This window comes from Citrobacter sp. EC_71, assembly GCF_019584005.1.
GTDB classification, from domain to species: Bacteria; Pseudomonadota; Gammaproteobacteria; order Enterobacterales; family Enterobacteriaceae; genus Citrobacter; species Citrobacter werkmanii.
On record NZ_VDAY01000003.1, the window covers coordinates 78,083 to 98,067 of the forward strand.

At 51.4% G+C, this 19,985-nt stretch carries 20 protein-coding genes; 11 read left to right on the plus strand and 9 right to left on the minus strand.

Features of this window, described 5'->3' with window-relative positions; genetic code table 11:
* Positions 1-32: 32 nt before the first annotated feature.
* The 3 genes from FHD02_RS03880 to FHD02_RS03890 all read left to right on the plus strand — a co-directional run bounded on the left by FHD02_RS03880 (position 33) and on the right by FHD02_RS03890 (position 2,991).
* A complete protein-coding gene (locus FHD02_RS03880) occupies positions 33-755 on the plus strand; it encodes a response regulator transcription factor (RefSeq protein ID WP_061381375.1) in 723 nt (240 codons plus the stop codon).
* On the plus strand, positions 752-2,224 hold the full coding sequence (locus FHD02_RS03885; protein WP_220393597.1) for a HAMP domain-containing sensor histidine kinase: 1,473 nt from the start codon (positions 752-754) through the stop codon (positions 2,222-2,224). Before FHD02_RS03880 ends, FHD02_RS03885 begins: the two co-directional genes overlap by 4 nt.
* 92 nt (positions 2,225-2,316) lie before the next feature.
* On the plus strand, positions 2,317-2,991 hold the full coding sequence (locus tag FHD02_RS03890) for a CPBP family intramembrane glutamic endopeptidase (RefSeq protein ID WP_220393598.1): 675 nt from the start codon (positions 2,317-2,319) through the stop codon (positions 2,989-2,991).
* A gap of 30 nt (positions 2,992-3,021) precedes the next feature.
* Here the strand turns inward: FHD02_RS03890 and FHD02_RS03895 are convergent, their stop codons facing one another.
* Positions 3,022-4,272, minus strand: coding sequence for an MFS transporter (locus FHD02_RS03895; RefSeq protein ID WP_137370581.1), 1,251 nt, complete (start codon positions 4,270-4,272; stop codon positions 3,022-3,024).
* Between the two features lie 107 nt (positions 4,273-4,379).
* Between FHD02_RS03895 and FHD02_RS03900 the strand changes: the two genes are divergently transcribed.
* The 3 genes from FHD02_RS03900 (at position 4,380) to bioD (ending at position 7,448) form a co-directional block, all read left to right on the plus strand.
* A complete protein-coding gene (locus tag FHD02_RS03900; RefSeq protein WP_137370582.1) occupies positions 4,380-5,288 on the plus strand; it encodes a LysR family transcriptional regulator in 909 nt (302 codons plus the stop codon).
* 118 nt (positions 5,289-5,406) lie between these two features.
* Complete coding sequence (mlc, locus tag FHD02_RS03905) at positions 5,407-6,627, plus strand: sugar metabolism global transcriptional regulator Mlc (RefSeq protein ID WP_042308501.1); 1,221 nt, start codon at positions 5,407-5,409, stop codon at positions 6,625-6,627.
* 125 nt (positions 6,628-6,752) lie between these two features.
* Positions 6,753-7,448, plus strand: coding sequence for a dethiobiotin synthase (gene bioD / locus FHD02_RS03910; RefSeq protein WP_042308499.1), 696 nt, complete (start codon positions 6,753-6,755; stop codon positions 7,446-7,448).
* Here the strand turns inward: bioD and clcB are convergent.
* The 6 genes from clcB to FHD02_RS03940 all read right to left on the minus strand — a co-directional run bounded on the left by clcB (position 7,404) and on the right by FHD02_RS03940 (position 13,849).
* A complete protein-coding gene (clcB, locus tag FHD02_RS03915; RefSeq protein WP_137370583.1) occupies positions 7,404-8,693 on the minus strand; it encodes a voltage-gated ClC-type chloride channel ClcB in 1,290 nt (429 codons plus the stop codon). The two genes, bioD and clcB, sit on opposite strands and share 45 nt — an antisense overlap.
* A gap of 119 nt (positions 8,694-8,812) precedes the next feature.
* Positions 8,813-9,427, minus strand: a complete 615-nt coding sequence (gene dmsD / locus FHD02_RS03920; RefSeq protein WP_137370584.1) for a Tat proofreading chaperone DmsD — start codon at positions 9,425-9,427, stop codon at positions 8,813-8,815.
* Positions 9,428-9,469: 42 nt separating this feature from the next.
* Positions 9,470-10,324, minus strand: a complete 855-nt coding sequence (locus tag FHD02_RS03925; protein WP_137370585.1) for a dimethyl sulfoxide reductase anchor subunit family protein — start codon at positions 10,322-10,324, stop codon at positions 9,470-9,472.
* Position 10,325: 1 nt separating this feature from the next.
* Positions 10,326-10,943, minus strand: a complete 618-nt coding sequence (gene dmsB, locus FHD02_RS03930; protein ID WP_042308489.1) for a dimethylsulfoxide reductase iron-sulfur subunit DmsB — start codon at positions 10,941-10,943, stop codon at positions 10,326-10,328.
* Between the two features lie 10 nt (positions 10,944-10,953).
* On the minus strand, positions 10,954-13,392 hold the full coding sequence (gene ynfE, locus FHD02_RS03935) for a selenate/tellurate reductase subunit YnfE (RefSeq protein ID WP_220393599.1): 2,439 nt from the start codon (positions 13,390-13,392) through the stop codon (positions 10,954-10,956).
* Positions 13,393-13,540: 148 nt separating this feature from the next.
* Positions 13,541-13,849: a DUF1161 domain-containing protein gene (locus FHD02_RS03940; RefSeq protein WP_137370587.1), complete on the minus strand. Its 309-nt coding sequence runs from the start codon at positions 13,847-13,849 to the stop codon at positions 13,541-13,543.
* A 103-nt stretch (positions 13,850-13,952) separates the two neighbouring features.
* On the opposite strand from FHD02_RS03940, the gene FHD02_RS03945 reads away from it, so the two are divergent.
* The gene (locus FHD02_RS03945; RefSeq protein ID WP_038643159.1) at positions 13,953-14,663 is read left to right on the plus strand and encodes a YnfC family lipoprotein; all 711 of its coding nucleotides are present in this window, start codon (positions 13,953-13,955) and stop codon (positions 14,661-14,663) included.
* Positions 14,664-14,669: 6 nt separating this feature from the next.
* Here FHD02_RS03945 and speG read toward each other — a convergent pair whose 3' ends face one another.
* Entirely contained in the window at positions 14,670-15,230 is a 561-nt protein-coding gene (speG, locus tag FHD02_RS03950) for a spermidine N1-acetyltransferase (protein ID WP_038640513.1), read from the minus strand.
* 36 nt (positions 15,231-15,266) lie between these two features.
* Positions 15,267-15,608 carry a DUF1283 family protein gene (locus FHD02_RS03955; protein WP_038640515.1) on the minus strand — a complete coding sequence of 114 codons (342 nt, stop codon included), beginning with the start codon at positions 15,606-15,608 and terminating at the stop codon, positions 15,267-15,269.
* A 152-nt stretch (positions 15,609-15,760) separates the two neighbouring features.
* Here FHD02_RS03955 and FHD02_RS03960 point away from each other — a divergent pair, with 152 nt between their 5' ends.
* The 4 genes from FHD02_RS03960 (at position 15,761) to FHD02_RS03975 (ending at position 19,875) form a co-directional block, all read left to right on the plus strand.
* Positions 15,761-16,087 (plus strand): YnfA family protein, encoded by a 327-nt coding sequence (locus FHD02_RS03960; RefSeq protein ID WP_038640517.1) that lies wholly within the window; start codon positions 15,761-15,763, stop codon positions 16,085-16,087.
* 107 nt (positions 16,088-16,194) lie between these two features.
* Positions 16,195-17,409: a starvation-sensing protein RspA gene (rspA, locus tag FHD02_RS03965; RefSeq protein ID WP_042308480.1), complete on the plus strand. Its 1,215-nt coding sequence runs from the start codon at positions 16,195-16,197 to the stop codon at positions 17,407-17,409.
* Positions 17,410-17,422: 13 nt separating this feature from the next.
* Positions 17,423-18,442, plus strand: coding sequence for a Zn-dependent oxidoreductase (locus tag FHD02_RS03970; RefSeq protein ID WP_137370588.1), 1,020 nt, complete (start codon positions 17,423-17,425; stop codon positions 18,440-18,442).
* 53 nt (positions 18,443-18,495) lie between these two features.
* Positions 18,496-19,875, plus strand: coding sequence for an MFS transporter (locus tag FHD02_RS03975; RefSeq protein WP_137370589.1), 1,380 nt, complete (start codon positions 18,496-18,498; stop codon positions 19,873-19,875).
* Positions 19,876-19,985: the final 110 nt, after the last annotated feature.

Sequence of the window (19,985 nt, forward strand, 5' to 3'; positions counted from 1 at the left end):
GCTTTCACAACGATGAGAGGGAGAGGACACTGATGGCCGGCGCAAAAAAGATATTTTTGGTGGAAGATGACAGCGATATTGCCTCACTTTTGCAGCTTAGCCTGAAGGATGAGGGATACGAAATTATCCATGAGGCGGATGGAACGCGCGCGCTTGAACAACTGGAAAAACATGTCTGGGATGCGGTTATTCTCGATTTAATGCTGCCGGGTGTCGATGGTCTGGAAATATGTCGTCGCATTCGTCAAATGAGTTTCTATTTACCCGTCATCATTATTAGCGCCCGTACCAGTGAAACTCACCGTGTTCTGGGGCTGGAGATGGGAGCCGATGATTATTTAGCCAAACCTTTCTCCATACTGGAACTGATGGCCCGCGTGAAGGCGTTGTTTCGCCGTCAGGAGGCGATGAGCCAGAATCTGCGTGTGGAAGCGGGGATCATTAACATCCATGGTTTGGAGATTGATCCCTTAGCCCGTGAAGTCCGCCAGCATGGCAAATCAATCGATTTGACGCCCCGTGAGTTCGATCTGCTCTATTTTTTCGCTCGTCATCCTGGCGAAGTTTTTTCGCGTCAGGCGCTGTTGGATCATGTGTGGGGCTACCAGCACGAAGGGTATGAGCATACGGTGAACAGTCATATTAATCGTCTGCGGACCAAGATTGAAAAAGATGCTGCTGAGCCGGAAATTATTCTTACCGTTTGGGGACGAGGCTATAAGCTTGCGGCGAATAACGCGGAGCATCAGTCATGATTTATCGACTGTCTTTAAGCCAGCGTCTGACCCTGGTATTTACCGCGATTATGTTGATTTGCGCGGTAGCCGCCAGCGTTGTCCAACTGCGTAATAGTCAAAAATATGGCGATGCCATGGTGCAAAGGCTGTCGCTGGAACTGGCGAGCAAGATTGTCAAAAGTGAGGCTCTGATTGATACCCGCGGGCAGATCAATCGACAGACGTTAAAAGGACTGTTTAATCACCTGATGACGCTCAATCCAAGCGTCGAACTGTATCTGGTTTCACCAGCAGGTGACATACTCGCCGATGCCGCACCGCCCGGGCATATTCAGCGCCAGAAAATTACCGTACAGCCGATTCAGGGTTTTCTAAATTCGGATGCTTTGCCAGTGTATGGCGATGATCCGCGCAGCAATCAGCAGAAGGTCTTTAGTGCGGCGCCAGTGATGCTTAACGGCCAACTGCATGGTTATCTGTACATTATTCTCCAGGGCGAAAATCTGCATATGCTGGCAAATACCGCCTGGCAGAAAACGCTCTGGAACACCGTGACAGGAACGTTAATTCTGGTTTTATTAGCCGGCGGAATTGCGGGCTTGCTGGTGTGGCGATGGGTGACGCATCCGGTAAAAAGGTTGACCGCGCAGGTGGTCAAAATGGAGCAGGACAGTATTAGCGTCATTAAGCAGTTGGCGCAGAAAAAGCCCGTACCGTCACCGGGGAATGAAATTGCGTTGTTGAACAATGCGTTTATTGAACTGGCACAGCAAATTGCGCAGCAGTGGGATTTGTTAGCTGACAGCGATCGCCAGCGCAGAGAGTTTATTGCCAATATATCTCATGATTTACGCACGCCGCTCACCTCGCTGCTGGGGTATCTGGAAATGTTGTCGCTGAAAGCGGACACAATAACGCCAGAGGAAAACAGGCATTATCTTAGTATCGCGTTGCGCCAGGGGCATAAGGTTCGCCATCTGTCACAACAACTGTTTGAGCTGGCGAGGCTGGAGCACGGAGGCATAAAACCTCAGCGCGAACGTTTTGCTTTTGGCGAGTTGATCCAGGATGTGGCGCAGAAGTTTGATCTCCCTGTTGCCACACGCCATTTGCAGTTACACCTTGACGTGATGGGGCCGTTACCACTGGTAAATGCCGATTTATCGATGATGGAAAGCGTGGTGACCAATTTGCTGGATAATGCTATCCGCCATACGCCTGACGGGGGGGATGTATGGCTAAAAATCTGGCGTGATGAAGATCGACTGTTAGCAGAAGTGCAGGACAGTGGTCCTGGCGTGGAAATGGGAGTACGCGAAGTATTATTTCAGCGCCCGACAGCGTTAACTCCCCGTGAGCAGCGTGGCGGTCTGGGATTGTTGATTGTGCGAAGAATGCTTGAACTGCATGGAGGCGATATCAATCTGGTTAATTCAACGGCAGGCGCGTGCTTCCGTTTTTGGTTGCCGCTGACGGATTCTCCATAGGGTAAATGTTGGTAGGTTGTCAGTGATAATGAGAATTTTTATCATATATCGATAATTCATCATCTTATACTCGACAAGCGCAAGGAGATTGTATGTCACAGGATGTCGACAACCAATATATCGCCCGGACCAAAGCCGTTTCTGGCTGTTTTTCTATGTTTTTGCTGATGTTTGGTCTCACGTTTACCCCGTTGTTTTTTCCCGCGAGCCAGGACCTGCTCGCCAAAGGATTTCTCTTCCCGCTGTTGTTTGTGTTGGAATTTGTCGTATTGGTTCCGCTGTATTATTTCTTCTTCAGAAAAAGAGAAGGGCTGGGCAAAGGGATCTTCAATGCCCGGTGGTTTGGCATTTTATTTGCGGCCCTGCTTTTTATTCAGCTTATCTTGCCGTGGTTGATAGGTCTCAGACAAACCGAAGCGTGGGTAACCAGCCAGATATCTTTAAACAACTACGCGCTGTGGTTATCCACTCTGACCCTGATATTTTTTGCGCCAGTTTATGAAGAAATTGTTTTCAGGGGCTGTTTATTCAACGCATTCCAGTATTGGTTCAATAATAAAACCTGGCTGTCGTCAGTCGTGGTATCGATCATTTTTGCCGTGATGCATACCCAGTATGTGGATCTGCGCACGCTGCTGATGCTGTTTCTTGTGTCGCAGGTTTTAATCCTTGCCAGATTGAAAAGCAACGGACTGCTGATGCCGATGACGCTGCATATCGTGATGAACGGGACGGTTATTGTCCTGCAAATGGCAGCGTCTTCATAAGTGATGATGCCCGAAGCCGGGCATCCTTGATTAAACGTGCAGACGATGGTGCAAACGCGCACCGACCAGCAACGCCAGCACCAGCATTAGGGCGATAAATCCGCCCACGCCGTTCCAGCCGTAGCTATGCCAGAACACACCGCCCAGCGTACCGGCAATACTGGAGCCCAGGTAATAGCTGAACAGATACAGGGAAGAGGCCTGGCCTTTAGCGCGTTTCGCCCGTGGCCCAATCCAACTGCTTGCCACGGAGTGTGCGGCAAAGAACCCGGCAGAAAAGAGCAGCATCCCGGCGAAGATCAGCCATAGTGAGGTAAACAGGGTCATCAATAGCCCAAAAAGCATCACGCCGGTTGAAACGATCATCACCGGGCCGCGACCATAGCGGGTGGTCATGGAGCCTGCTTTCGGCGAACTCCAGGTCCCGGTCAGATATGCCACGGATAACAGGCCGACAACTGCCTGACTGAGTTCCCACGGAGAGAGCATCAGGCGATAGCCGATGTAATTAAACAGTGTGACAAACGACCCCATCAGCAAAAAACCTTCCGCAAACAGTAGCGGTAACCCCCTGTCGCGCCAGTGCAAACGGAAATTGATGAACAATGATTTAGGTCGCAGCGACGTGGGCCTGAAATGACGGGACTCTGGCAAAATTTTCCAGAACATCAGCGCGGAGGCGAGGGCAAAACAGCCGATCGCCGCCAGCGCGATACGCCAGTTGAAAAAGTCGGTGAATACGCCGCTGATCAAGCGACCACTCATACCGCCAATTGAGTTGCCACTGATATACAAACCCATTGAGAAAGCCACGAAGCTGGGATGAATTTCCTCACTCAGATAGGTCATCCCCACTGCCGCCACGCCGCTCAGCGACAGACCGATCAGCGCGCGCATGATTAAAATCCCGTGCCAGCTGGTCATCATTGTTGAAAGCAGCGTACAGCAGGAGGCGAGTAGCAGTGCCGTAACCATTACCGGCTTACGACCTATCGCATCGGAAAGTGGGCCAGTAAACAGTAAACCGATGGCCAGCATTGCCGTAGAGATGGAAAGCGAAATACTGCTGCTGGCAGGGGAAACCCCAAACTCGTACGAGAGCACCGGCAGTATGGGCTGCACGCAATAGAGCAGGGCAAATGTCGCCAGCCCGGCAGAAAACAGCGCCAGCGTAACGCGCATAAAAGGGGATGTACCGCGTTTGATAAAACCATCCGGCAGGGTAACGCTCTCGTCAATATCGCTTGCCGGCGCGGTATCGACCGTTGTTGTACGACTCACTTGGAATCCTTGCTTAATATTTTGCTACTACAGGACCAGCCTTAAGAGTATGAAAATCCCAATATTCTGTCTAATATATTAATAATCTCAAATAATATTTTAAAAATATGAATATTGAACTTCGTCACTTACGCTACTTTGTGGCGGTTGCGGAAGAGTTGCATTTTGGCCGGGCGGCAGCGCGGCTGAATATTTCGCAACCACCGTTAAGCCAGCAGATCCAAATCCTGGAACAGCAGATTGGCGCCCGGTTATTGGCGCGAACTAACCGCAGCGTGGCCCTCACAGCCGCCGGAAAACAGTTTCTGGCGGACAGTCGGCAGATCCTTGGCATGGTTAATGAAGCCGCCGCCCGTGCAGAGCGTTTGCATCTCGGAGAAGCGGGGGAGTTGCGTATCGGCTTTACGTCATCAGCGCCGTTTATCAAAGCGGTGTCAGATACGCTCTCCCTGTTTCGCCAGCGCTATCCTGTGGTGCATATGCAAACCCGCGAGATGAATACGCGCGAGCAAATTGCTCCACTTAACGAAGGCACTCTGGATTTGGGGCTTATGCGTAACACGCAACTCCCGGAAACGCTGGCGCGAGAGGTTATTCTGCATGAACCGCTGATGGCGATGATCCCACGAGCGCACCCGTTGGCGCAAAAGCCCGTAGTGACGCTGGCTGAGCTGGCTAATGAGCCTTTTGTCTTTTTTGACCCGCATGTGGGAACGGGGTTGTATGACGACATTTTGGGCCTGATGCGTCGCTATAACCTCAAACCGACGATAACTCAGGAGGTTGGCGAGGCGATGACCATCATTGGATTAGTGGCCGCGGGATTGGGCGTTTCGATCCTGCCTGCTTCCTTTAAACGTGTGCAACTGTATGAAATGTGCTGGATCCCGATAGCGGAAGAAGATGCCGTCTCCGAAATGTGGTTAGTCTGGCCTAAGCATCATGAGCAAAGTCATGCCGCGCAACGTTTTCGTGAACAACTGCTGGCGGCGGTCCAGGCGATTAATTTAGTTTAAATATGGGTGAAAATGTGCAGTAAATCACAAGGCTAAGTAAAAAGTTGACGGGAGCCATTGAAGTGCTTCACCATAGCCCGCAGATTATTTCGGAGCGCGAAAATAAAGGGAGTAAGTGGTGGTTGCTGATAGTCAGCCTGGGCATATCGATCAAATTAAGCAGACCAATGCGGGCGCGGTCTATCGCCTGATTGATCAGCTGGGACCGGTATCGCGTATTGATCTCTCTCGCCTGGCACAATTGGCGCCTGCCAGTATTACCAAAATTGTCCGAGAAATGCTTGAAGCACACCTGGTACAAGAGCTGGAAATCAAGGAAGCGGGGAGTCGTGGGCGTCCGGCCGTGGGGCTGGTTGTCGAAACCGAAGCCTGGCACTATCTATCTATTCGCATCAGTCGCGGCGAGATTTTTCTGGCGCTGCGCGATCTGAGCAGCAAGTTGGTGGTTGAGGATTGCCTGGAAATGGCGCTGGTCAGTGAAACACCTCTGCTGCAACGTGTCATTACCCAGGTCGATCAGTTTTTCATCCGCCACCAGCAAAAGCTGGAACGCCTGACCTCCATCGCCATCACGCTACCTGGCATAATCGATACCGAAAACGGCATCGTTCATAGCATGCCGTTTTACGATGACGTCAAAGAGATGCCGCTGGGCGAAGCGCTCGAAAACCATACCGGTGTGCCGGTCTATATTCAGCATGATATCAGCGCCTGGACCATGGCGGAGGCGCTTTTTGGCGCGTCGCGTGGCGCACGCGATGTCATTCAGGTCGTCATTGATCATAACGTTGGTGCAGGGGTGATAACCGACGGTCATTTACTGCATGCCGGTAGCAGTAGCCTGGTGGAAATTGGTCATACGCAGGTCGATCCCTACGGTAAACGTTGCTATTGCGGTAATCATGGCTGTCTGGAAACCATCGCCAGCGTCGACAGCGTACTGGAACTCGCGCAGGTGCGGCTGAAGCAGTCAATGAGCTCTTCACTGCATGGACAACCGTTAACAGTGGACGCGCTGTGTTTGGCAGCCATGCAGGGTGATTTATTGGCGAAGGATATCATTAGCGGTGTCGGGACCCACGTCGGACGTATCCTTGCTATTATGGTGAATTTGTTCAACCCCCAAAAGATATTGATTGGTTCTCCGCTCAGTAAAGCGGCGGATATTTTGTTTCCCACCATTGCTGACAGCATTCGTCAGCAGGCGCTCCCGGCTTACAGTCGGCATATTGTCGTCGAAAGTACGCAGTTTACTAATCAGGGGACGATGGCAGGGGCCGCGCTCGTTAAGGACGCGATGTATAACGGTTCTTTGTTGATACGTCTATTACAGGGTTAACATTTTTTAACTGTTGTACGAAAAATTGCGCTATCTCAAGCTGATTCCGGTCGTCATACCTTAGACTTTCTCCACTGTTTTATTTTCCTGACTTATATTTTCAAAGCATAACGGTGGAGTTAGTGATGCTGAAGCGTTTCTTTATTACAGGTACAGACACTTCTGTTGGGAAGACCGTGGTTTCCCGCGCATTACTACAAGCGTTGGCGTCAGGGGGTAAAAGTGTCGCGGGCTACAAACCGGTAGCCAAAGGAAGCAAAGAGACACCTGAAGGCTTGCGCAACAAAGATGCGCTGGTGCTGCAAAGTGTGTCATCCATCGAACTGCCTTATGAGGCGGTCAACCCGATTGCGCTGAGCGAGGACGAAAGTAGCGTAGCGCATAGTGGTCCGGTCAATTACACCTTGCTTTCCAACGGTCTCGCAAGTCTGAGTGAAAAAGTCGATCACGTTGTCGTGGAAGGCACCGGCGGCTGGCGGAGTCTGATGAATGATCTGCGTCCGCTATCTGAATGGGTGGTACAGGAACAAATGCCGGTGCTGATGGTAGTCGGTATTCAGGAAGGTTGTATTAATCATGCCATCCTTACCGCACAGGCGATTGCCAGCGACGGATTGCCGCTGCTTGGCTGGGTCGCAAACCGAATCAACCCAGGGCTGGCGCATTATGCGGAAATCATTGATGTGCTGAGCAAAAAATTACCTGCGCCGCTAATCGGCGAACTGCCGTATCTGCCTCGCGCAGAGCAGCGCGAGCTGTCACAGTATATCCGTCTGTCAATGCTTGGCAGCGTGCTGTCGGTAGATAGAGTCGTGGCGTAACGTTCTCGACAGCACTGACGCCACCACGCAGGCGATCAGTAATCCGGGGAGCAAGCGATACTCCCCGGTCATTTCACAAACCATCAATGTAGACATAATTGGCGCATGCGTGGTGGCTGCCAGTAGCGTGGCCATCCCCGTTAATCCCAGCAGAATGGCAATTTCATCCGGACCCGGAAGCCATAATCCCCACGCCCGTCCCAGCAGCATGCCGACAGACATACCGACAAACAGCGTTGGCGTAAACACCCCACCCGGCGCACCGGAGCCACTGCTGGCAAGCACAGCCAGTAACTTGCAGATAAAGATCCCACTCACCACGGTCAATAGCGGTGGCGAGAGTAGGTATGACTGCACCACGCTGTAGCCATTTCCCCAAACGGCAGGAGTGAGCAGCGACAACAGGCCAACGATCAGCCCGCCAAGCGCCAGTTGCCACGGTGGCGAGAGTTTTAAGCGTAAAAAGCCATTATGGCTGGCGGTCATCAACCACATGAACAGCGGACCGCAGACGCCGGCAACCAGACCAGTACTGACGATCATGACGTATTCCAGCACATGCAGTTCCCGTGTGAAGTGCACGGCATAGAGCAATGCATTGCTGTCGCTCAGCACATTAGTGGTGAGCAAAGCGACGACGGCGGATACCACCACCGGCCCCAGCGAGGCGAGGATCATCGTGCCAAACAAGACTTCAGCAATAAATAAACTGCCCGCCAGCGGGGCATGATACGCGCCGGCCATACCTGCAGCCGCGCCACAAGCAATCCATAATTTCCATTCAGCGCGGGGTGTAAAGCGTTGGGCAAAGCTGGACGCGGCCAGCGCCGCCAGCAAAATCATGGCGCCTTCGCGCCCGATAGCACTGCCGCTGGCGACAACCAGTAACGATGCCAGTGACTTTACCAGGCTTGCGCTGACGTCGAATTGTCCATCCGTTTGCAGGGCTTCCATGTAATCTGTAGGAGCCTGTGGTCGTAAACGGTTGAATTTTTGCCAACCCCAGAGCAGTAAGCCAGCTGCCAGGCCGCCCAGCGCGGGCGTCAGCATGCGTCTTATAGGAGAAAGGTTTGTCGCCGCATTGACCAGACTGCCCGTGTCGTTGCCCAGGAACAACCATTCAAGAAGGAACATGGCATGGCGAAAACCCGCGACGGCTAACGCGGCAAGGATACCAATCAGCGCGGCGATCAGCAGGCGGCGAAACATCGCACGCAGGTCAGGGTAAGCATGTAAATGATGCATGAGTGGCCAGACAGGGAAATTCAGACGCTTTATTTTGCGGCTATTTGGCAGCAGAAGCAAAAGCTCAGCGTGCGCAACGGGATGGAACGCAGGCAAGAAACGTCTTGCCTGCGGCGAAATTAACGAAATATAGGTTTATCGGCTACTGGGATCAGTAATTGCGATCGCCACTGTGCCAGCGTCAGTCGCGCCAGTTCACCCAAAGCCTGGTAGAACGGGTGGTTCGCATGTTCGATAAACACGTCAAGGAAGCGAGTTGACCACGGTAGCAGATGCCAGGCTAATAACTGTTCGCATTCCGTGTGGCGTCCGTTTTCAGCAAGCCAGGCCGTCAGTAACAGCAACGCGCCGAAGTGATCTTCCGGTTCATTTTGCTGCATGGCAAACTGGATCCCGTTGTCCCGCATCCACTGACGTAATGCCAGTGTGGAATCGCCAAACAAGACATTTTCACGATCCAGCCAGACAGAACCCCAGGGTGGAGAAGGTAGCGCGTAAGGGCCGACAAACAGTTGCTGCCAGGCTTGCGGGAGCGGCTCATCAGCCTCGGTCTGCAGTTGTTCAGCCAGCGCAGAAAGGGACGTGGGTGCAAGCGGCCACTGCGCCTGCCAGCCATCGGTTTTAAGCGCACTGACCAGCGCAGAAGCTTCCGCACTGTCTGGCGCATAGTAGAACAGCGCACCCAATACGCGCGCCGCGGTAGAGAAGTTGTCACGTTGTGAAAAATGGGTCATGCAAACAATCCTGAAAAGTGCGGGTTGCCCCGCACCCGAGTGTTAACCTGCAACAGCCATTCCGACTGTCATATGTAAGCCATAAAACAAACCGCGGCCAATAACTTCACCGGCAAACACGAAAATTAAACCCAGCGCCAATCCGCCGACAGCCGGTTCTTTGCGACGAATTAGCGGGCATATCCAGCAACCCAGCCCCGCAGCCAGCATCACGATGCGCCAGACCTGTAAGCTTGCGTAGTCGGGAACCAGAGCGTTGGCGTGTTGTACCGAACTGTGAATTTCGCTGAGCGATACGCCCTGCAAAACGATAACGGCCACGGTCACCAGCAGGGCAAGAATGCTGATTCCGGCGAATCTGGCGGCGTTAAACGACATGCTCGCAGCGCGTAGCAGCAGGGCGGCAAACATCGGGCCACTCAGCAACATCGTCATGAAAAACGCCAGCGTAGTATAGCCATTATACCAGGTCGGAACGGTGTCTATCTGATAGACGTTAGTCATCGCCAGAACAAAAACCAGACCAAGCAACATGCTGAGCAGCAGCCAGATTTTACCTAACGTAGCCGGCATTTTACCGAGAAACGCCACCAGCCACCACAGACCACCAACCGCGAAAAACAGCGAACCGCTGGCGATTTCGTTACTGAGCGCCGATGCGCCGATTCTGTTCAGCGAGTTAAACGCGCGTAGCGGTGAACCTAAATGCATTATTGAGGCGAGAAAGGCGATGCCCATCACCAGCCACAGGAAAAACATACTGCGCACGATACGTCGTTTTGCCACATCGTCTTTGGTGGTTAACCAGCCATACCCACTCACGATCAGCGCCCCGGCCACACATTGGCCCAGCACCGTAAACAGGACCAGCGGCCATTCATGCCATCCATTTCCCATTTTACACCTCCTTCGGATTAGCCAGAAAACCCGTGGTATCCCCGGTCGGGCGGCAATTGGCATTGGGTTTGATCACAATACTCGGTTTGGTGAAGTGTGCGCCCGGTAACGGGGCAACCGCCGCCAGCTCACCATGTTTTTTGCGCAACTCATCAATCGGACCAAAGTCCAGCGCGCGTAGCGGACAGGACTCAACGCAGATAGGCTTTTTGCCGTCGGCGACGCGATCATGACAGCCATCGCACTTGGTCATATGACCTTTGGCGGCATTGTATTGCGGCGCACCGTATGGGCAGGCCATGTGACAGTAGCGACAGCCGATGCATACGTCTTCATCCACCACGACAAAACCATCTTCGCGCTTATGCATAGCCCCACTAGGACAAACCTTGGTGCAGGCTGGATCCTCGCAGTGGTTACAGGATATGGAGAGATAGTAGGCAAAAACGTTCTGATGCCAGACGCCGTTATCCTCCTGCCAGTCACCGCCAGCGTATTCATATATCCGCCGGAAACTGACGTCAGGAGTGAGGTCTTTGTAGTCTTTGCAGGCCAGCTCGCAGGTTTTGCACCCGGTGCAACGACTGGAATCAATAAAAAATCCATACTGAGTTGTCATGGGTTAGTCCTTAAACCTTCTCGATCTCGACCAGATTAGTGTGCTGTGGGTTGCCTTTTGCCAGCGGTGAAGGGCGCTGTGTTGTCAGCGTATTGACGCAGGCGCCATGGTCAATTTTGTCGCCGGCCATATCGGCATCGTGCCATGCACCCTGGCCCATTGCGCTGACGCCAGGCAGGATCCGTGGCGTTACTTTGGCCGGAATACGTACTTCACCGCGGTCGTTAAAGACCCGCACCATATCGCCATTTGCAATACCACGCTTTTGGGCATCGACGGGGTTGATCCACACTTCCTGACGACAGGACGCTTGCAGAACATCGATATTGCCGTAGCTGGAGTGCGTACGGGATTTGTAATGGAAGCCAAACAACTGCAGCGGAAATGCGCTACGTTTAGGATCGTCCCACCCTTCAAACGTGGAGGCGTAGACGGGAAGCGGGCTAATTACTTCGTCCTTCTGCAATTCCCAGGTGTTGGCAATTTTCGCCAGTCGGCTGGAGTAAATTTCAATCTTTCCTGACGGAGTTTTTAGCGGATTTGCCTGCGGATCGTCGCGGAATTTTTTGTAGGCGACAAAATGCCCGTTAGGATCTTTGCGTTTATAGATCCCCATTTTTTTCAGCTCGTCATAAGAAGGGAGCGCGGGGTCCTTGGCCAGCATTTTTGCATACAGATACTGGAGCCACTGTTCCTGAGTACGGCCTTCCGTAAACCGTTGATAGATATCATTGCCAAGGCGTTTGGCGACTTCGCTCATTATCCAGTAGATCGGTTTGCGTTCGAACTTCGGTGACCTCGCGGGTTGAATAAAAATGAGGTATCCCATGTTGCCCGCATAGTCGTTAGGAATGATGTCTTCCTGTTCGACGGTCATTAAATCCGGCAGCAGAATATCGGCATATTTCGCCGAGGAAGTCATGAAGTTTTCGATGACCACTATCATTTCGCATTTCGTATCATCCTGAAGGATCTCATGCGTTTTATTGATATCTGAATGCTGATTAGTAATGGTATTGCCCGCGTAGTTCCAGATAAATTTAATCGGTACATCGAGCTTATCTTTCCCGCGCACGCCATCGCGGGTTGCGGTCATTTCCGGGCCACGGGCGATGGCGTCGGTCCAGCTAAAGCAGGATATCTGGGTCTTGATGGGATTATCCGGCAGCGGCATGCGTTCAATCGTGATGGTGTAGGTTGATTCTCGTGCACCGCTATTGCCACCGTTGATGCCAACGTTGCCGGTAAGAATTGGCAGCATCGCGATCGCGCGCGAAGTCAGTTCGCCGTTAGCCTGACGTTGTGGACCCCAACCCTGACAAATATACGCCGGTTTTGTACTACCGATTTCTCTGGCCAGTTTAATGATGCGCTCGGCCGGGATCCCGGTGACATGCGAGGCCCATTGGGGCGTTTTAGCGATACCGTCATCGCCGTTGCCAAGTATATAGGCCTTGTAGTGTCCGTTAGCGGGGGCGTCAGCGGGTAGGGTTTTCTCGTCATAACCGACGCAATATGTGTCGAGGAACGCCTGGTCGACCAGATCTTCGTTAATCAGGACCCAGGCGATTCCCGCCACCAGTGCGGCATCGGTTCCCGGACGGATAGGGATCCACTCATCTTCACGACCCGCAGCGGTATCGGTATAACGCGGGTCGATGACGATCATGCGGGCGTTAGAACGCTCCCGGGCCTGCTCAAGGAAGTATGTTATGCCACCGCCGCTCATGCGCGTTTCGGCAGGGTTATTGCCGAACATCACCACCAGCTTCGTGTTTTCAATGTCGGAGGTACTGTTGCCGTCATTTGAGCCGTAGGTGTAAGGCATTGCCGCCGCGATTTGTGCGGTACTGTAGGTGCCGTAATGGCTCAGGAATCCGCCATAGCAGTTCATCAGGCGAGCGACCAGCGAGGCATAAGGGGAGGAGCGAGTAATATTGCCGCCGACAATGCCAGAGGTGTAGTTGATATACACGGCCTCATTACCGTATTTCTGTACGGTATTTTTTAAACTGGTGCTGATGGTATCCAGCGCTTCCTGCCAGGTTATGCGTTCGAATTTACCCTCACCGCGTTTGCCCACACGCTTCATAGGATAATTGAGGCGATCCGGATGATTGATCCGTCGACGGATTGAGCGTCCACGCAAACAGGCACGCACCTGGTGCTGACCATAAATATCGTCTCCGGTCGTATCGGACTCCACCCATACGACCTCGTCATCTTTGACGTGCAGTTGCAGGGCACAACGGCTGCCGCAGTTTACGGAACAAGCGCCCCAAACCACTTTCTCTTCAGCTGGTTGTAACGCCTGTTGTACCGCAGCCGCTGCGGTGCGCATTCCAAAAGGTAACGATAACCCGCCCGCGGCCAGCGCCAACGAACCGATAGCCGAGGATTTCACTAATGTCCTGCGGCTGATGCCTCCATATTGCTCAGTTTCCGACATAACTCACTCCATTATAGTTATCGTTATATATAAATATTTATAACGAAATTAATAGCATGCTAATAATGGAATGAGTTTACCCCCTTATAGGTATGCCATCTTAATGCATATCAAACAGGAGTACCCCTCCGCGTACGGAGGGGGAGATTTATTGCGGTTCGGCGGCGTGCCCGTCCTGTGCAGGCGAACTATTGGCAGGGGCGTTGCCGCTGTTAGTCCGGGTATAGAGAATTTTGTGCGTATCGTTTGCACAATGGCCTACCACCAGTGAATCAGGTTGATCGGCCTGATCGTTGGGGACAATGTTCAGTGTAAAGCTGGACTCTGCGACGCCATTATTTATGATGCGCTGTTCGATATCGCTCTTAACGCGTTCGCAGGACGCTGGTGCCGCCAGAACTTGTGGGGAGGCAGCTACCAGTAAGATTGCGGCAATTCCTGTTATGTATTTCATCATCAGCTCCTTTTGTGAACGACATGAACTAAGAGTAGCATTTCTGGTGTAAATAATTGTATTTGCTAATATGATTGAGAATTATCTTCTTATCCGGGTGAAAAATGTGAAGAAACAGACCCTGTTAGTTTTCCTGTGCGCCGTACTGGTCGGGTGTGATAACGCCAAAGGGCTGGTTTCTTTTACACCGGAAATGGCCAGTTTTTCCAATGAATTTGATTTCGATCCGCTGCGTGGGCCAGTGAAAGATTTCAGTCAGACGCTTCTTAATGATAAAGGTGAAGTTTCCAAGCGCGTTGTCGGTACGCTCTCGCAGGAAGGGTGTTTCGATACGCTTGAACTGCACGATATCGAAAATAATACCGGAATGGCGCTGGTTCTGGATGCCAACTATTATCGCGATGCCGAAACGCTGGAAAAAAAGATCCGCTTACAAGGTAAATGCCAGCTAGCGGAACTGCCTGCTGCCGGTGTGGTGTGGGATACCGACGATAACGGCTTTGTCGTTTCTGCCACGGGAAAAGAGATGAAAGTCCAGTACCGCTATGACGCGGAAGGCTACCCGCTGGGTAAAACTACCGTCAGTAAAGACAATACCTTACAGGTTGATGCCAAACCGTCGGTTGATCCGCTGAAGAAGCTGGATTACACGGCGGTGAGTATGCTGAACAATCATCCATTAGGTAATGTCAGGCAAACCTGTAAGTACGATAACTACGCCAACCCGGTCAACTGCCAGCTGGTTATCGTTGACGAAAGCGTGAAGCCAGCAGTTGAACATCATTACTCGATTGAAAATACCATCGATTACTACTAATCGCCTTTATTGAGCGGTAGGTTGTAGCAGGTTAGGACCAGACGTTTTGTGTTCTGCCAGATACTGCTGCTGGAAAATACACATACGGATGGTGTTGCGGTACTGACCGTTGATAAAGAATTCATGAATCAGTTCACCTTCCACCATAAAGCCGAGTTTACGGTAGATGTGGATGGCTTTTTCGTTCTCTTTATCAACGATTAGATACAGCTTATATAAGTTGAGAACGGTAAAGCCATAATCCATCGCCAGCTTTGCCGCCCGCGAAGCCAGACCTTTACCCTGATATTCGGGCGAAATAATAATCTGGAATTCAGCCCGGCGGTGGACGTGGTTAATCTCTACCAGCTCCACCAGCCCGGCTTTTTCACCTTCGCATTCCACCACAAAGCGACGTTCGCTTTGGTCGTGAATATGCTTGTCGTACAGGTCTGACAGCTCAACAAACGCTTCGTAAGGTTCTTCGAACCAGTAACGCATAACGCTGGCGTTGTTATCAAGCTGGTGGACAAAACGTAAATCTTCACGCTCCAGCGGGCGCAGCTTAACACTGAGGGCGCTAGTCATATTGTATCCTTGCAATATCCTTTAGGGGCACAGTCATTATGGTGCAACGGTACGGCCAGTACGACGGTCGAGGCAGCGCAGGGTGTTAGGTTCCCAGTAGGCGTTAATATTGGCGCTCTGTTCGCACTTATCACGGCTATCAAAGGCCGCGTCGGCTTTGTCCCACTCTTTCTCAGTACGCTTGTTCACTTTCTGACGTAGTTGGCGGGTATCGTTCCATTGTTCCTTTTCCATTGCGGCCTGTTGACGGCTTTGCGCACTGTCCCCGGATTCAATGACCAGTTTACTGGTTTCAGCAAATGCTGAAGAGGTGTACACAGCCGCCGCAAGCGTCAGCATAGCCGTCAGACACAGACGTTTGGTCAGTGTAATATTCATGGCGAATTCCTTTTATGAGAAAGGGAAAAACGATAAAACAGGGCTAAATTCTACACTATTCCTGCTTCAGGGCATACCCACTGAGCGGATATGGATACGTTGGCGATATTCTGTCGTATCATGGTTAAACCGAAGGTAACTGAATAACGTCAATGCTTAAGACCACCTTTCTTTTTTTCGTCACCGCCTTATGCGAAATCATCGGCTGCTTTTTACCCTGGCTCTGGCTTAAACGAGGCGCTACGGCGTGGCTGTTGGTACCCGCCGGTGTATCGTTGGCCTTATTCGTCTGGCTGCTGACGCTGCATCCCGCCGCGAGTGGGCGAGTTTACGCGGCCTATGGCGGTGTTTATGTTGTCACTGCGCTGCTATGGCTGCGCTTTGTCGATGGCGTAAAACTCAGCCTGTATGACTGGTCTGGTGCGCTGGTGGCCTTGTGCGGGATGCTGATTATCGTGGCTGGATGGGGGCGCGCATAGCGCCTTTTTTGTGATCAACGAGCGCTTTTTCGATCTTTATACTTGTATGGTAGTAGTTCAGTTGAGTAAATTTCCTGCATCTCAAGAACAGATGTAAGGAAGAAAAAATGAAGATTGTCGGGGCTGAAGTTTTTGTCACCTGCCCGGGGCGTAATTTTGTAACGTTAAAAATAACGACAGATGATGGGATCACCGGGCTGGGCGATGCCACCTTAAATGGCCGCGAATTATCCGTGGCGTCCTATCTGAAAGATCATGTCTGTCCGCAACTTATTGGTCGCGACGCGCATCGAATCGAAGACATCTGGCAGTTTTTCTACAAAGGCGCGTACTGGCGTCGCGGTCCGGTCACCATGTCGGCGATTTCCGCAGTAGATATGGCATTGTGGGACATCAAAGCGAAAGCGGCGAACATGCCGTTGTATCAGTTGCTCGGCGGTGCGTCTCGCGAAGGCGTCATGGTTTACTGCCACACCACAGGCCATACCGTAGATGATGTGCTGGAAGATTACGCGCGACATAAAGAGATGGGCTTTAAAGCGATTCGCGTACAGTGCGGCGTACCGGGCATGAAAACCACTTACGGTATGTCAAAAGGCAAAGGTTTGGCCTATGAACCCGCGACCAAAGGGCAGTGGCCGGAAGAGCAGTTGTGGTCTACAGAGAAATACCTCGATTTCACGCCAAAACTGTTTGCCGCTGTTCGCGATAAATTTGGTTTTAACGAACATCTGCTACATGACATGCACCATCGCCTGACGCCGATTGAAGCTGCCCGGTTTGGCAAAAGCATTGAGCAATATCGTCTGTTTTGGATGGAAGACCCAACCCCAGCCGAAAACCAGGAGTGTTTCCGCCTGATCCGCCAGCATACGGTCACGCCGATTGCAGTAGGGGAAGTTTTCAATAGCATCTGGGATTGCAAACAGCTGATCGAAGAACAGCTGATCGACTATATCCGCACCACCATTACCCATGCGGGCGGCATTACCGGTATGCGCCGTATTGCCGATTTCGCCTCGCTGTATCAGGTACGCACGGGGTCGCATGGACCTTCCGATCTGTCACCCGTATGCATGGCCGCAGCACTGCATTTTGATCTGTGGGTGCCGAACTTCGGCGTTCAGGAATATATGGGGTATTCCGAGCAAATGCTGGAAGTGTTCCCGCATAACTGGACTTTTGATAACGGCTACATGCACCCGGGCGATAAGCCAGGCCTTGGTATTGAGTTTGATGAAAAACTGGCGGCGAAATATCCGTATGACCCGGCATATCTGCCTGTCGCTCGCCTGGAAGATGGCACGCTGTGGAACTGGTAAGGAGTGATTTGCTATGAAAAGTATTGTGATTGAAAAACCAAATACGCTGGTCATTGCCGAGCGGCCCGTTCCAGAGCCATCAGCGGGAGAGGTGAGGGTGAAGGTAAAACTGGCGGGAATTTGTGGTTCCGATAGCCATATTTACCGTGGGCATAATCCATTTGCGCAGTATCCTCGCGTTATCGGCCACGAATTTTTTGGCGTGATCGATGCGGTAGGGGAAGGTGTTGATCGTGCGCGAATGGGGGAACGAGTATCCGTTGATCCCGTTATCAGCTGCGGGCATTGCTATCCCTGTTCAATAGGTAAACCTAACGTTTGCACATCGCTGGTGGTGCTGGGCGTTCATCGCGATGGTGGTTTTAGCGAGTACGCCGTGGTACCGGCAAAAAATGCCTGGACGATCCCCGATGCCGTTCCTGATGAACATGCCGTCATGGTAGAGCCTTTTACCATCGCCGCGAACGTAACCGGACAAATTAAACCTACAGAAAATGATATTGCGCTGATTTATGGTGCAGGGCCTATGGGGCTAACCACCGTACAGGCGCTTAAACGTGTCTATAAAGTAAAAACCTTGGTGATTGCCGACAGAATCGAAGAACGCCTGAGCATGGCGAAGCAGTGCGGCGCTGACTGGGTAATAAATAATGGTCAGCAATCGTTGCAAGATTTCCTGGCGGAAAAAGGGCTTAAGCCGACCATCATCGTGGATGCGGCTTGTCATCCATCCATTTTACAGGAGGCTATCACGCTGGCATCGCCAGCCGCACGGATTGTCCTGATGGGCTTCTCCAGCGAACCTTGTCAGATTGTTCAGCAGGGCATTACCGGGAAAGAACTTTCAATTTATTCCTCAAGATTAAATGCCAATAAATTCCCGATTGTTATTGATTGGTTAGTTAACGGACTTATCAATCCTAATCAACTTATTACCCATACTTTTGACTATCACCACGTTACAGACGCAATTGAATTGTTCGAGAAAGATCAGCAGCACTGCTGCAAAGTTTTACTCACATTCACTGAATAATATAAATAACTGCGAGTAAGTGGTACGCATCTTACCTCTACGAGATAGCCAATATGAATCAAGAAAAACACGAAAGATCCACCAAAGATCTGGTCAGAGCCGCCGTATCCGGATGGTTAGGTACTGCGCTCGAATTTATGGATTTTCAGTTATATTCTTTGGGTGCCGCACTGGTATTCCATGAGATATTTTTCCCGGAACAATCTGCGGCGATGGCCCTCATTTTAGCAATGGGAACCTACGGTGCGGGATATATTGCTCGTATCGTCGGGGCATTTATATTTGGCAAGATGGGGGACAGCATCGGGCGTAAAAAGGTGTTGTTTATTACTATCACCATGATGGGGATTTGTACAACATTAATCGGCGTTCTACCAACCTATGCGCAAATCGGTATCTTTGCGCCCGTACTGCTGGTGACGCTGCGTATTGTGCAAGGGCTTGGCGCGGGGGCTGAGATCTCGGGGGCGGGAACGATGCTTGCCGAGTATGCGCCGAAAGGGAAACGCGGGATTATTTCCTCACTTGTCGCCATGGGAACCAACTGTGGGACCCTTAGCGCAACGGCAATCTGGGCGGTGATGTTCTTTGCTCTTGACCGTGAGGAATTATTAGCCTGGGGGTGGCGCATTCCGTTCCTTGCCAGTATTGTGGTGATGATCTTTGCCATCTGGTTACGTATGAATCTCAAAGAAAGCCCGGTATTTGAGAAAGTTAATGATGAAGAAAATGCGTCGGCATTAAACAATGCGTCGGAAAATACGCTGGGGGCGATGTTTACCAGTAAATCGTTCTGGCTGGCAACCGGTTTACGCTTTGGTCAGGCGGGCAACTCTGGGTTAATCCAAACCTTTCTTGCCGGTTATTTAGTACAGACATTGTTATTTGATAAATCAATACCCACCGATGCGTTAATGATTAGCTCGGTACTTGGATTTATTACCATACCGCTGCTCGGTTGGTTGTCTGATAAATTTGGTCGTCGTTTACCCTATATTATCCTCAATATCTCAGCCATTATTTTGGCTTACCCGATGCTGTCAATTGTGGTGGATAAAACGTATAGCCCGGGCGTTATTATGACAGCATTGATTGTTATTCATAACTTTGCTGTGTTGGGATTATTTGCTCTCGAAAATATCACCATGGCTGAAATGTTTGGTGCCCGTAATCGCTTTACGCGAATGGCGATTTCAAAAGAGGCAGGCGGATTGGTAGCCGTTGGTTTTGGACCTGTTCTGGCCGGTATTTTCTGTAACATGACCAATTCCTGGTGGCCAATTCTGGCGATGGTCATTGCCTATTCACTGATCGGTCTGGTGTCTGCGCTGCTGATGCCGGAAGTGAAAGACCGCGATCTGAGTGTGCTTGAGGATGCCGCTGAAGTGAGTCAGACGAATAAAGTTCGTTGTTCGGCGACCCAGATAAGCTAAGTCCTGGTAATAGCATGGACGGATACGGTTATGCTCCGCCATGCTATTACACAGCTTTAAATGATGTCATACCAATTATGAAAAGCTTAATGCAAATCAAAACATACAAC

Bases quoted from the DNA above. Each gene is read 5' to 3' on its own strand.
- FHD02_RS03880 (WP_061381375.1), top strand. From the start codon at position 33: ATGGCCGGCGCAAAAAAGATATTTTTGGTGGAAGATGACAGCGATATT.
- FHD02_RS03885 (WP_220393597.1), top strand. From the start codon at position 752: ATGATTTATCGACTGTCTTTAAGCCAGCGTCTGACCCTGGTATTTACC.
- FHD02_RS03890 (WP_220393598.1), top strand. From the start codon at position 2,317: ATGTCACAGGATGTCGACAACCAATATATCGCCCGGACCAAAGCCGTT.
- FHD02_RS03900 (WP_137370582.1), top strand. From the start codon at position 4,380: ATGAATATTGAACTTCGTCACTTACGCTACTTTGTGGCGGTTGCGGAA.
- bioD (WP_042308499.1), top strand. From the start codon at position 6,753: ATGCTGAAGCGTTTCTTTATTACAGGTACAGACACTTCTGTTGGGAAG.
- clcB (WP_137370583.1), bottom strand. From the start codon at position 8,693: ATGCATCATTTACATGCTTACCCTGACCTGCGTGCGATGTTTCGCCGC.
- dmsD (WP_137370584.1), bottom strand. From the start codon at position 9,427: ATGACCCATTTTTCACAACGTGACAACTTCTCTACCGCGGCGCGCGTA.
- FHD02_RS03925 (WP_137370585.1), bottom strand. From the start codon at position 10,324: ATGGGAAATGGATGGCATGAATGGCCGCTGGTCCTGTTTACGGTGCTG.
- dmsB (WP_042308489.1), bottom strand. From the start codon at position 10,943: ATGACAACTCAGTATGGATTTTTTATTGATTCCAGTCGTTGCACCGGG.
- ynfE (WP_220393599.1), bottom strand. From the start codon at position 13,392: ATGTCGGAAACTGAGCAATATGGAGGCATCAGCCGCAGGACATTAGTG.
- FHD02_RS03940 (WP_137370587.1), bottom strand. From the start codon at position 13,849: ATGATGAAATACATAACAGGAATTGCCGCAATCTTACTGGTAGCTGCC.
- speG (WP_038640513.1), bottom strand. From the start codon at position 15,230: ATGACTAGCGCCCTCAGTGTTAAGCTGCGCCCGCTGGAGCGTGAAGAT.
- FHD02_RS03955 (WP_038640515.1), bottom strand. From the start codon at position 15,608: ATGAATATTACACTGACCAAACGTCTGTGTCTGACGGCTATGCTGACG.
- FHD02_RS03960 (WP_038640517.1), top strand. From the start codon at position 15,761: ATGCTTAAGACCACCTTTCTTTTTTTCGTCACCGCCTTATGCGAAATC.
- rspA (WP_042308480.1), top strand. From the start codon at position 16,195: ATGAAGATTGTCGGGGCTGAAGTTTTTGTCACCTGCCCGGGGCGTAAT.
- FHD02_RS03970 (WP_137370588.1), top strand. From the start codon at position 17,423: ATGAAAAGTATTGTGATTGAAAAACCAAATACGCTGGTCATTGCCGAG.
- FHD02_RS03975 (WP_137370589.1), top strand. From the start codon at position 18,496: ATGAATCAAGAAAAACACGAAAGATCCACCAAAGATCTGGTCAGAGCC.